Here is an 11,445-nt window from a genome sequence, read left to right as displayed (position 1 = left end):
TGCCGGGTGAAGGCCTCACCCATGGCCCGCCTGCGAAAAAAATGCAGGCGGCAGGTACCACAGGCAAAGCCGAACACGCCGGCATTCCCTGCGCGATGGGTCTAACGCTTATACGCAGTCTCCCTGGTGCGCCGGGCTTGTTGGCCACCATCACCGCGCGGCACTGAGGCCGACGCGACTTGATACCAGCGTCGGGGTATCAGGACGCTGCGACTTCACGTCCGCAAGCGATCGTTCGTCCGCGCCCTCGTAAGAAGACGCTGCGATCTCTCGCGGCCATCGCATCCCCACCTCGCGTGTCGTGACGATCGCGCGCAACGCCCCTCCGCAGTGAGGCGGGATGCAGAGAAGAGAACCACGATTTCCGAAAAATAGCAAGAGGATTATTTTTAACAGAAGAAGGGGATGATTCTGTCTCGGCGCTTGTCATTGGGCCGGCCCGCCCCCCGTGATGACGGTGCGCTCCCCTCCCCCTTGCGGGGAGGGGTCGGGGGTGGGGGTCCTCGAGTTGTGCTTGGAGTGACGAGCGCAAGAGCCCTGCATCGATCAACCGATGGCGTGTTGCGGCCTACGCGTCTCACAGTGGAGGTTTGTGTACGAGCAGTTGCGCCCACAACGGAGTTCAGCGCATGGGGACCCCCACCCCCGCCCCCTCCCCGCAAGGGGGAGGGGAGCGCACTACCGCCGCGCCAGCAGCTCGCCAGTAGAATGCGAAGGACTCTACCCGAACACGTCCTGCAGCACGCCTTCCTTGATCACGGCGACCCCGTCCAGCTCGATCGTTGTCCCCATCATCGGCAGGTCGAAATGACCCGCCGTGTAGCGGCCGGCGAATTCATTGGCGCCGGTGGAGAACAGGAAGTTGCCGGGGACGGCGCGCAGCTCGGTGCCGTTGGTGTCGCGCTGGTCGTACATGGTCAGCGCCTCGTAGCGCGCGCCGGGGTTCATGCCCCAGCCGACATGCGACACCGCATAGGCCTCGCGGTCGCCCCAGGAGGCGAGATAGGCGCGCATCATCGCGGCGTCGGCGCCCTCGCCTGCCAGGTCGGTGATGTAGTCGTCGCGCAGCGTCATCGTGACAGGCGATGAGAGATAGCGCTTGAAGGTGAGGTTGATGTCGCCCGGCGCCATGACGATGGTGCCGTTGACCGATTTGCTCTTGGGAAAGCTGACGACGATGCCGCCCGGCCAATGCGCCAGGGTGCCGGGACGATCGGTCCAGCCCCAGACGCCGACGGTCGAGGCGCCCTCCATGATGACGTCGAGATCGGTGCCGGCCTTCGAGGTCACGCGCATGCGTTTCGTGCCGCGCAGCATCTTGGCGGCGGCCCGCACGCGCTTCTCCAGCGCCGAGTCAGGCCGCATGCGCTCGAGCGCTTCCGGATGCTCATTGGAGATGACGAGAATGCGCGCGCCGGCTTTGAGGATCTCCGGCGTCTCCACCGCGTGCATCAGCCCTTCGATCGTGCAGTCGACGACGAAGCCCGCTTGCTGCAAGGCCGTCACGACAGGACCAAGCTTGCCGATCGCCTCCGACGCGCCGGTCGAGCGCACCGGCACCGGGTGGGGGTTGCGCGGGGTCGGCACCACGACGTGGAACGGACGCGCGCCCATGCGCAGCAGCGCCAGCTCGGCGATGTGCACATTGAGCGGGCGCGACTGCGTCTCCGACAGGATCGCGGCGGTGTCGCCGGTCTTCACGGCACAGCGCTCGAAGATCTCGCAGAATGCGTCGATCCATTTCGCCTCGATGCGATCCGCCAGCATGGTCGTTCTCCCGATTGTTGTTCGTTGTCTGTATCAGACCGAGGGGAAGCCGCGCAGCAGGTAAGCGCGCAGGCCCTGCAGCAGGGCGTTGAGAATGAGGCCCAGGAGCGAGATCGTGATCAGCGGCACGAACATGTCGACGGCCTGGAAGGTGCGCGCGGCGGTCACCAGCACATGGCCGAGCCCGTCGGTCGAGGTGATCATCTCGGCGAGGAACACGACGATGCAGGAGATCACGAGGCCGATGCGGCAGCCGGTCAGGATCGACGGCATCGCGGCCGGCAGCACCACCTTCCACAGCACGTCGCGCGGCGGCGTCCCGGCTGCGAGTGCCGACCAGATCAGCTTCTGCTCGACCGTGGTGGCGCCGTAATAGGTCGACAGCAGGATCGGAAACAGCGCATCCGCCGCCACCAGCATGATCTTGGATTCGTGGCCGAAGCCGAGCAGCAGCAGGAAGGCCGGATAGAGCGCGACCTTCGGCAGCGGCGCCAGCACGCGCACGATGGGCTTGACGGCGGCGTTGACGGGCGGGCTCACCGCAGCGGCAATTCCCAGGGAAACACCGAGCACCACGGCGATCGCAAAGCCGGCGAACAGCCGGAACAGCGTCGCCACGATGTCCTGCTGGAAGGTGACGCTCGAGAGCTGCTGACCCATGCGCAGGAACACCTGCCCCGGCGGCGGCAGCAGGGTCGGCGGCGCGTAGCCGAACGACACCAGCGCCTGCCACAGCAGCAGGACCAGCACGATCGGCGCGGCGCCCAGCAGGATGTCGTTGGAGGTGCGCGTCATGAGAAGCTCAAGGGCATGTCGAACTGCGGCTCGGACCAGCGAACCAGCCAGCGCCTGACGACCTCGAACGCCGCATCGAGGCAGATGCCCATGGCGCCGATGATGATGATCATCGCGAACACCGTGTCGTACTGGCCCATGTCGAGCGCGTTGAACAGGATGTTGCCGGCGCCGGACTGCCGCGCGATCATCTCGCTGGTGACCATCGTGATCAGCGCCAGCACCAGGCCCGTGCGGCAGCCGGTCAGGATCTCCGGCAAGGCCGCAGGCAGGACGATGCGCAGCAGACGCTCGGCCGGCGACAGACCCATCGCCGCTCCCGACCACAGCATCTTCTCCTCGACCGCCTTGGCGCCCTCGAAGCTGTGGTAGATCACCGGAAGGCTGACGCCGAGGAAGATCACCAGCGTCTTGGAAATGTCGCCGACGCCGAGCCACAGCATGATGATCGGCATCAGCGCCGCCTTCGGCACCGGGTAGATCAGCATCAGCAGCGGATTGAAGAAGGCGGCGGTCGACCGGCTGCGCCCCATCAGCAACCCGAGCGGAATCGAGAAGGCGAGCGCCAGCGCGAAGCCGATCGCCATCCGCCGCAGCGAGGCCAGGATGTTGATCAGGGATTCCTTGTCGGTGAGGATCGGCGGGATCGCGCGCAGCGATTCCAGCGCGGTCGGGAAGCTGTCGTTCTTCAGCCCGAGCGAGGCGAGCTGCCAGGCCAGGAGCAGACCGCAGCAAGCCAGCACCGGCGCGAGCGGCTTCGACAGTCCATTCATGACGGCAGCTCGTTGTCACCGGAATCGTCGAACATGCGCTCGATGTCGACGATGTATTTCTGATAGCGCGGGTCCAGCAGCAGCTCCTCGCGGCGGCGCGGCCGGGGCAAATCGATGTCGATCACCTCGCGGATGCGGCCGGGCGAGCGCGACATCATCACGACCTTGTCGGACAGGAACACCGCTTCCTCGACCGAGTGGGTCACGAACAGCACCGTCTTGCGGTCGCGCTCCCAGATGTCGAGCAGGTCGTTCTGCAGCCGCGTGCGCGTGTGCGCGTCGAGTGCGCCGAACGGCTCGTCCATCAGCAGCACCTCCGGCCCGTAGGCCAGCGTGCGCGCCAGCGCGACGCGCTGCTTCATGCCGCCGGAGAGCTCCTTGGGATAGAATTTTTCGAAGCCGGTGAGGCCGACCATGGCGAGCAACGTCCGCGCGAGCGCCTCGGCCTTCGCCGGCTTCTTGCCCTGCTGCAGCGGACCATACATGACGTTGCCGAGCACGCTCTTCCAGGGGAACAGCGCGAACTCCTGGAACACCGGGCCGCGATCGGGGCCGGGACCGGTGATCGGCTTGCCCTTCATCTTCGCGGTGCCGCTGGTCGGGCTGACGAAGCCGCCGACGATGTAGAGCAAGGTCGACTTGCCGCAGCCGGAGGGCCCGAGGATCGAGACGAAGGCGCCCTCGCCCACCGTCAGCGAAATGTCCGACAGCGCGGTGTGGTCGCGGCGCGACGAGGTCTTGAACACCTGCGACACGTGATCGATCTCGATGATCGGCGTGGCCGCGCGGCGGCCGAGCGGCGTGCCCGCAAGCTGGCCGGGTCGGATCGGGGTCACGCCCATGTCGGCTTCTCTTTCCGATGCAGCACGCTCAAACGCTCCGTGAAATCAGGCAAGACGGACTGCCGCAGATTAGCAAGAAACCTGCCAATCGTCGCCACGCGCGGATCATTCCCGGTCCTGATCGAACCAGGGCCATTCGGCCGGCCCCTCGTGAGTCACGGCGCCGAGCGGTGCCTGCCCAACGAGTTTCGCGTATTTCGCCAGTGCTCCTGCCCTGTGCCGCGGCGGGCGCTGCGACCACGCGCTGCGACGCGCGGCGAGCTCGCGCTCATCGAGCAGCACGTCGAGCGTGCGCGCCTTCGCATCGATGCGGATCGGATCGCCATCCTGCACCAGCGCCAGCGGACCGCCGACGAAGGCTTCCGGGGAGACGTAGCCGATGCACAGGCCACGGGTGGCTCCGGAGAAGCGGCCATCGGTGATCAGCGCGACCTTCTCGCCCATGCCCTGACCATAGATCAGCGCGGTGACACCGAGCATCTCGCGCATGCCGGGACCGCCGACCGGTCCTTCGTTGCGGATGATCAGCACCTCGCCGGCTTGATAGTTGCGCGCGCGCACGGCCGCGACGCAGGTCTCTTCGTCTTCGAACACCCGTGCACGGCCCTCGAACACCAGGTTCTTGAGGCCGGCAACCTTGATGACGGCGCCATCGGGCGCGAGGTTGCCCTTGAGCACGGCGACGCCACCGTCGGCCACGATCGGCCTGGCCGGGCTGAACACGATCTCGCCGTCCGGCGCGTTGGCCGCGCCGTATTCCTCGGCCAGCGTGCGGCCCGTCACCGTGAGGCAGGAGCCGTCGATGTGGCCGCTCTCGATCAGCGCGCGGATCACCACGGCGGCGCCGCCGATGTCGTAGACGTCCTTGGCGGTGTACTTGCCGCCCGGCCTGAGATTGCCGATCAGCGGCGTGCGCGCGAACACCTCGCCGACATCGTCGAGCGTGAAGCGGACGCCGGCCTCGTTGGCGATCGCCGGCAGATGCAGCGCCGCGTTGGTGGAGCCGCCGGTCGCCGCGACGATCGCCGCGCCGTTCTCCAGCGCCTTCCGGGTCACGAGGTCGCGCGGCAGCGGGCCGCCACGCGCGAGCATCTGCATGATCAGGCGTCCGGCCTGCCGCGCCACGTGGGCGCGCTCGGCATAGACGCCGGGGATCATCGAGACGTTGGGCATCGACAGGCCCATTGCCTCCGACAGCATGCCCATGGTGTTGGCGGTAAATTGCCCGGCGCAGGCGCCGATCGTCGGCAGGCAGGACCGCTCGATGCCTTCGAGCGTCTGTGCATCGATCTCGCCGGTCATGTAGCTGCCGACCGCTTCATACGAATCGAGCACCGTCAGCGTCCTGCCCTGGTACTTGCCGGGCAGCGCGCTGCCGCCATAGATGAAGATCGAGGGCACGTTGCAGCGGACCATGCCCATCATCACGCCGGGCAAGGTCTTGTCGCAGCCGCCGAAGCCGATCAGCGCATCATAGGCGAGGCCGTGGACCACGGCCTCGATCGAATCGGCGATCAGCTCGCGCGAGAACAGAGAGAACTTCATTCCCTCGTGGTTCATGCTGATGCCGTCGGAGACCGAGACGGTGGCGAACTCGCGCGGCGTGCCGCCGGCCTCCGAGATGCCCGTCTTCGCCGCGTCGACCTGGAAGTCGTGCGTCATGTTGCAGGGCGTCTGCTCGCCCTTCTGGCTGACGACACCGATCATCGGCTTGGCGATGTCGGCGTCATCCAGCCCCATCGCGCGCATGAAGGCGCGGTGCGGGGCGCGGTCGAGCCCCTCCACCGTCACGCGCGAGCGCAGCTTCCTCATCGACACGAGCTCCGCGCCAGCCGCCTACTGGATCGGCGCGACGATCGTCGGATGCTTGAACTGGGCGACGTCGAGCTTCGGCAGCATGCCGGTCTCGGCGTAGATGTCGAGCATCTTCTGGATCGCCGGGAAGTTCGGCGCGGCGACCGGGTCGCGGCCGAAATCGTTGTCTTTCAGCAGATAGGTATCGATCACGGCGACCGGCGCCTTCATGACCTCCGACACCACCTTCAAGGTCTCGTCGCGGTTGGCGAGCGCCTTCTTCATGCCGGCGGTGATGTCGCGGACATAGGCCTTCACCAGCTCAGGGTTCTTGTCGACGAAATCGGCGCGGCAGGCCTCGAGGATGTGGACGATGTTCGGCATCGCCTCGGACAGCGAGAACAGCTTACGGGTGCCGCCCTTGGCCTCGGCGCGCGCTGCAAAGGGCTGATTCATGTTGACGGCGTCGACACGGCCCTGGCGCAGCGCATCCTCCGACACCGCGAAACCGACCTCGACCAGCTTGATGTCCTTGGCGGGATCGAGCCCGGCCTTCTTCAAGAGCATGTTGAACGGCCCCTGCGTGCCGCCACCGATCACGGAGATGCCGACCGTCTTGCCCTTGAGATCGGCGATGGTCTTGATCGGCGAATCGTCCTTGACCGCCCAGTAGACCGAGAAGCCGCCCGGCTTCTCATAGACGTGCTGCGCGACGATGTAGGCCTTGAGGCCGCCGCCGACCACGCCGTTGGCGAGTGACAGCGGCGCCTGCGTCGCGCAGTCGAGCGCGCCGGCGGCGAGCGCCTGCGTCATCGGTGCCGTACCCTGGAACTGGGTCCACTCGATGTTGTAGGTCTTGCCGATATCCGGAAATTCGGCGGGCCGCTTCATCATCCAGTATTTGGATTCTTCCGCCGGGATGGTCCAGCCGACGCGGATCGTCTGCTGTGCGAATGTCGGCCCCGCGCTCGTCACCAAAGTCATCGCCGCGAGTGCCGCCAGCATCAACCGTTTCCGCATCACGCCCCTCCGCCTCATCAAAAAAGGAACCTCGCGGAGAATGTTTCATGTCTCAAATATCCGTGCAAGCGCGGAAAACGCCCCATGCTTGCCTGCCCCATGGGCAACCCCGCTTTGCAGCGCGGTGAAGCGGCGTCATGCGGAAACGTCGCTGGCCGTGTGCTGCGGATATGCCGGCAACGCAAGGTCGTGTCGAGGCCTCATGGTTCGAGACGCGCCGCTAGCGGCGCTCCTCACCATGAGGAGATGCATCGTGCTGCAGGATAGATGGGACCGCGCCACGAATTCCGGCCTCGTCCTGAGGAGCCCGCAAAGGCGGGCGTCTCGAAGGAAGATGGAGGGCACATTGCCAGCCACGACGTTGTAAAAGGGGGCGGGAAAGAGGCTCGATTGCCATCCCTGCCCTGCCTCAGCCGACTGGCGTTGCCGCGCCGCACGCGCTAGGGAGAGGCCCCGAATTGACCTTTTGAGGAGTTCTTCGATGTCGATCCAGCGTTTCGAAATTGGCCCGCGCATGAGCCAGGTCGTCGTTCACGGCAATACCGTCTATCTCGCCGGAGTCGTCGCGCAAAAGACGGCCGGTGAAAGCGTGACCAAGCAGACCGAGGAGATTCTCTCGATCATCGACGGCCACCTCGCCAAGGCCGGCACCGACAAGTCGAAGCTGTTGTCGGCGACGATCTACCTCACCGACATCAAGACGTTCGGCGAAATGAACGCCGTGTGGGACGGCTGGGTCTCGGCCGGCAACACCCCGGCACGCGCCACCGTCGAGGCCGGACTTGCCGCGCCGCAATACACCGTCGAGATCATGGTGATCGCGGCGAAGTAGACGCTGGGTCGCCGCGCCCTAGGCGGTGTCGCGGCGACCAGTGTTGCGATTGAGCGGATCACGCCGCTCGCGCCTGAGCCCTTCGGGAAGCACCGGCTCGGTGCCGGGCAAGGGCTCGGCCCGCACGTCGGCGCCCCACTGCTCCTGCTGGCGGGGCGTCGTTTCATCCTTGACCTGTTGCGGCTGCGGCAGACCGTCCTTGCTGACGGGGTCGTAGGCGCCGGAGCGTAGGTCGCGGGTGTCTCTGCCTGTCATGATGTTTCAACAAGCGTCCTCCGGCATTCGTTCCTGATCGCCGGCATGGAACGGAGGCCTTCGTGCCCCAGGTGAGCGCAGTGGTGGTCGGGCGTCGACGGTGGCGATGCGGCCGCGGTCAGGACTGCGGCCGCAGCGGCGCGCCCTCGCGGATGCCGTCGACCTTGACGGCGAGCCGCTTGATCTTGTCGTAGAGCGTCTGCTTCGGAATGCTCAGCAGCGCGGCGGTCGCCGGCACGTCGCCGAGCTTGCGGCGCAACGCATCCTCGATGATCGAGCGCTCGATGTTCTCCAACTGCCGTGGCAGCGACAGCTCGGAGCCTGCGGCGCCCGAGCGGTCGAGGACCTTGCGGTCGAGCACACCGAGCACGAAGCGGTCGGCGACGTTGCGCAGCTCACGCACATTGCCCGGCCATGAGTAGCCGAGCAGCAGCGACATGGTCTGCTCGTTCACGATCGGCGCGTCGCGCTCGAACCGCTTGGCGGCCTCGAGGGTGAAGTGCTCGAACAGGATCGGGATGTCCTCGCGGCGTTCGCGCAACGGAGGCAGCTCGATGAAGGCGACGCCGAGACGATAATACAGGTCGGCGCGGAACAGCTTCTGCTCGCTGAGCTCGAACAGATTGGCCTTGCTGGCCGCCACCACGCGGCAATCCACCGCCACAGGCTTGTTGGAGCCGACGCGCTCGACCGAGCGGTCCTGCAACGCCCGCAGCAGCTTCACCTGCACGCTGAGCGGCATGCTCTCGATTTCGTCGAGGAACAGCGTGCCGCCATGGGCGTATTCGATCTTGCCGATCCGCTGCTTGGTCGCGCCGGTGAAGGCGCCGGCCTCGTGGCCGAACAATTCGCTCTCGACCAGCGACTCCGGCAGGCCGCCGCAATTCACCGCGACATAGTTGCCGCCGCGCCGGGCGCTGTGAGCGTGCAGGCAACGGGCGACGACGTCCTTGCCGGTGCCGGTCTCGCCATAGATCGTCACGTCGACATTGGTCGAGGCCAGATTGGCGACGAGGCGGCGCACCTCCTGGATCTGCGGCGAGCGCCCGAGCAGGCTCGCTTCGATGCCCTGGCGGTCGGCGAGCGCCGAGCGCAAGGTGCGGACTTCGAGCGTCAGGCGACGCTTGTCGAGCGCGCGGCGCACGACGGAGACGAGCTGCTCCGACGAACACGGCTTCTCGATGAAGTCGTAGGCGCCGTTGCGCATCGCGTCCACGGCCATCGAGATGTCGCCGTGGCCGGTGACCAGGATGACCGGCAGGTCGGGATCGAGCCGGCGCAGCTCGGACAGCCACTCGGTGCCGCTCTTGCCGCGCAGCCGCACGTCGGACACCACCACGAACGGCATGTCGGCGCGGACGATTGCGCCGGCGGCTTCGGCGGAGGCGAACGGCGTCACCGGGAGGCCGGCGAGCTGCAGCGCCTGGACGGCGCCGATGCGGACATCCTCGTCGTCCTCGACATAGATCACGCCGACCGGTTGCTCAGGAGTCATGCGGGGACCTCTTCAATCGGCGAGCGGCAGCAGCACGATGAACTCGGCGCCGGCCGGCTCGAGATTCCGCGCCCGCAGCTCGCCGCCGAATGACCGTGCGATGTGGTTGGCGATGACGAGCCCAAGCCCGAGGCCCTTGCCGGCCGGCTTGGTCGTGACGAAGGGCTCGAACAGGTGCGGCAGGACATCGGCGGCGATCACCGGGCCGCTGTTGGCGATGGCGATACGGCACTGCCCCTCCTCACGCACGGCGTGGATGTGGATGGACTTCCGCGCGGCGCCCTCGACGGCATCGAGCGCGTTGGCGATGATGTTGCAGAGCAGTTGCTCGAGCCGGATCTGTTCGGCCCTGACATGAAGCTCGGGCGCGAGATCGATGGTCACGTCGACATGGCCGTCCTTCACCCGCGCGCCGAGGATCTTGAATGTCTCGGACAGCGCCTGCTCGACCGCGACGGCATCGAGCGGCGCGTTCGATTTGTAGGCGAACACGCGCAACTGGCCGGTCAGGCGCGCGAGACGGCGGACCAGCTCGCCGATGCGGATGAGATTGCCGCGGGCCTCGCCGATCATGCCGCGATCGACGAATTGCACGGCATTGTCGGAGGCGGTCTGCAGCGCCGCGAGCGGCTGGTTGATCTCGTGCACCATGCCCGCCGACATCTGGCCGAGCACGGCGAGCTTGCCGGCATGGACGAGCTCGTCCTGCGCGGCGCGCAATTCGGCGGTGCGCTCCTGCACCCGCATTTCCAGCCTGTCATTGGCGGCCTGCAGCGCGGCCTGGCTCGCCAGCCGCTGCCGGATCTCGCGGCGTCGCTGCGCCAGCAGGCCGAACGCCAGCAGCGCCACGATGCTGGCGAGACCCGAGAGCGTGCCGATGATCAAGGCCGTCCGCCGGATCGGCGCCTCGTCGTCGAGCAGCAGCAGCTGCCATTGCCGCCCGTTGAGCGGACGCTCGTCGACGCTGTAGACCGCGCCGCGCTCGGTCGCGACCTGACCGCCGCGATCGGTCCTCTCCATGAAGGTCCAGCCGAGCGGCGCGAGGCTGGAACTGCCATAGGGCTTCGACGTCGCGATTTCCTCGAGCGCATCCACCGAGAGCGGCGTCAGCGGGCGGAAGCGCCATTCGTCGCGCGAGGCGAGAATGGTGACGCCGCGGGCGTCGACCAGAAGCATGTCGGCACCGCGGTTGCGCCATTCGCGCTCGAAGGCATCGAGATTGACCTTGACGACGGCGACGCCGATCGTCCGTCCCTGTTGCTTGACGGCATAGGACAGGTAATAGCCGGCGCGCGCGCTGGTGATGCCGATGCCGAAGAACGCGCCGCGGCCGGTCGCCAGCGCCTGGCGCATATAAGGCCGGTAGGACAGGTTGCTGCCGACCGGCGTGCCCGGCTGGTCGAAATCGGCGGCGGCGATCGCATCACCGGCGACAGTGAGGACATAGAGGTTGTCGGCGCCGGCCAGCAGATTGATCGACTTCAGATGCAGGCTGACGCTCTGCTGCAGCGCGCGATCGTCCGGCGTGCCGAGCAGCCGGAAGACATCGGGCGAGGTCTCCAGCAGCGACGGCAGATATTCGAAGCGCGAGAGGTAGCCGTCGAGCTGCGCGGCCTCGACCGCCAGCCGCTGCTGGGCCGTGGCGTGCCGCTGATCGAGCCCGCGGGAAAAGGCAATGGCATAGCCGAACCAGGCCGCCGTGCCGACCAGCGCAGCCGCCATCACTCCGCGAACGACCAAGCCCGCGCGCCTGCGGACCACCGCAGTGACGTCGGGATGTCGCTCGAGGCCGATCCGGAATGGAAGGTCCGTCATTCCCTTTTCCAGGCCCATCGCTCCCAGGCCCATGCACCGGGCCGCGCCTGCCGTATC

The 11,445-nt window shown here is 66.9% G+C and carries 10 protein-coding genes; 1 reads left to right on the top strand and 9 read right to left on the bottom strand.

What is annotated here, in order from left to right:
- Positions 1 to 720: 720 nt before the first annotated feature.
- The 6 genes from QX128_RS20480 to QX128_RS20455 all read right to left on the bottom strand — a co-directional run bounded on the left by QX128_RS20480 (position 721) and on the right by QX128_RS20455 (position 6,991).
- Complete coding sequence (locus QX128_RS20480; RefSeq protein ID WP_316238343.1) at positions 721 to 1,767, bottom strand: peptidase M29; 1,047 nt, start codon at positions 1,765 to 1,767, stop codon at positions 721 to 723.
- 33 nt (positions 1,768 to 1,800) lie between these two features.
- Positions 1,801 to 2,562 (bottom strand): ABC transporter permease, encoded by a 762-nt coding sequence (locus QX128_RS20475; protein ID WP_315802410.1) that lies wholly within the window; start codon positions 2,560 to 2,562, stop codon positions 1,801 to 1,803.
- Positions 2,559 to 3,335: an ABC transporter permease gene (locus tag QX128_RS20470; RefSeq protein ID WP_315802409.1), complete on the bottom strand. Its 777-nt coding sequence runs from the start codon at positions 3,333 to 3,335 to the stop codon at positions 2,559 to 2,561. Before QX128_RS20470 ends, QX128_RS20475 begins: the two co-directional genes overlap by 4 nt.
- Complete coding sequence (locus tag QX128_RS20465; protein ID WP_315802408.1) at positions 3,332 to 4,177, bottom strand: ABC transporter ATP-binding protein; 846 nt, start codon at positions 4,175 to 4,177, stop codon at positions 3,332 to 3,334. Before QX128_RS20465 ends, QX128_RS20470 begins: the two co-directional genes overlap by 4 nt.
- 105 nt (positions 4,178 to 4,282) lie before the next feature.
- Positions 4,283 to 5,989, bottom strand: coding sequence for a dihydroxy-acid dehydratase (ilvD, locus tag QX128_RS20460; RefSeq protein ID WP_316238342.1), 1,707 nt, complete (start codon positions 5,987 to 5,989; stop codon positions 4,283 to 4,285).
- A 24-nt stretch (positions 5,990 to 6,013) separates the two neighbouring features.
- On the bottom strand, positions 6,014 to 6,991 hold the full coding sequence (locus tag QX128_RS20455; protein ID WP_315802406.1) for an ABC transporter substrate-binding protein: 978 nt from the start codon (positions 6,989 to 6,991) through the stop codon (positions 6,014 to 6,016).
- 481 nt (positions 6,992 to 7,472) lie between these two features.
- Between QX128_RS20455 and QX128_RS20450 the strand changes: the two genes are divergently transcribed.
- Positions 7,473 to 7,823 (top strand): RidA family protein, encoded by a 351-nt coding sequence (locus QX128_RS20450; protein ID WP_315715601.1) that lies wholly within the window; start codon positions 7,473 to 7,475, stop codon positions 7,821 to 7,823.
- 18 nt (positions 7,824 to 7,841) lie between these two features.
- On the opposite strand, the gene QX128_RS20445 is transcribed toward QX128_RS20450, so the two are convergent.
- The 3 genes from QX128_RS20445 to QX128_RS20435 form a co-directional block, all read right to left on the bottom strand.
- Positions 7,842 to 8,078, bottom strand: coding sequence for a hypothetical protein (locus QX128_RS20445; RefSeq protein WP_315802405.1), 237 nt, complete (start codon positions 8,076 to 8,078; stop codon positions 7,842 to 7,844).
- Between the two features lie 118 nt (positions 8,079 to 8,196).
- Positions 8,197 to 9,573, bottom strand: a complete 1,377-nt coding sequence (locus tag QX128_RS20440; protein WP_316238341.1) for a sigma-54 dependent transcriptional regulator — start codon at positions 9,571 to 9,573, stop codon at positions 8,197 to 8,199.
- A 12-nt stretch (positions 9,574 to 9,585) separates the two neighbouring features.
- Positions 9,586 to 11,388, bottom strand: a complete 1,803-nt coding sequence (locus QX128_RS20435) for an ATP-binding protein (RefSeq protein ID WP_316238340.1) — start codon at positions 11,386 to 11,388, stop codon at positions 9,586 to 9,588.
- Positions 11,389 to 11,445 lie beyond the last annotated feature (57 nt).

The organism is Bradyrhizobium sp. SZCCHNR1015, assembly GCF_032489875.1.
GTDB lineage: Bacteria > Pseudomonadota > Alphaproteobacteria > Rhizobiales > Xanthobacteraceae > Bradyrhizobium.
The sequence above is the reverse complement of the archived record's forward strand: the minus strand, read 5'-3'. Positions and strand labels throughout refer to the sequence as shown.

Bases quoted from the DNA above. Each gene is read 5' to 3' on its own strand.
- QX128_RS20465 (WP_315802408.1), bottom strand. From the start codon at position 4,177: ATGGGCGTGACCCCGATCCGACCCGGCCAGCTTGCGGGCACGCCGCTC.
- QX128_RS20480 (WP_316238343.1), bottom strand. From the start codon at position 1,767: ATGCTGGCGGATCGCATCGAGGCGAAATGGATCGACGCATTCTGCGAG.
- QX128_RS20470 (WP_315802409.1), bottom strand. From the start codon at position 3,335: ATGAATGGACTGTCGAAGCCGCTCGCGCCGGTGCTGGCTTGCTGCGGT.
- QX128_RS20435 (WP_316238340.1), bottom strand. From the start codon at position 11,388: ATGACGGACCTTCCATTCCGGATCGGCCTCGAGCGACATCCCGACGTC.
- QX128_RS20440 (WP_316238341.1), bottom strand. From the start codon at position 9,573: ATGACTCCTGAGCAACCGGTCGGCGTGATCTATGTCGAGGACGACGAG.
- QX128_RS20475 (WP_315802410.1), bottom strand. From the start codon at position 2,562: ATGACGCGCACCTCCAACGACATCCTGCTGGGCGCCGCGCCGATCGTG.
- QX128_RS20455 (WP_315802406.1), bottom strand. From the start codon at position 6,991: ATGCGGAAACGGTTGATGCTGGCGGCACTCGCGGCGATGACTTTGGTG.
- QX128_RS20450 (WP_315715601.1), top strand. From the start codon at position 7,473: ATGTCGATCCAGCGTTTCGAAATTGGCCCGCGCATGAGCCAGGTCGTC.
- QX128_RS20445 (WP_315802405.1), bottom strand. From the start codon at position 8,078: ATGACAGGCAGAGACACCCGCGACCTACGCTCCGGCGCCTACGACCCC.
- ilvD (WP_316238342.1), bottom strand. From the start codon at position 5,989: ATGAGGAAGCTGCGCTCGCGCGTGACGGTGGAGGGGCTCGACCGCGCC.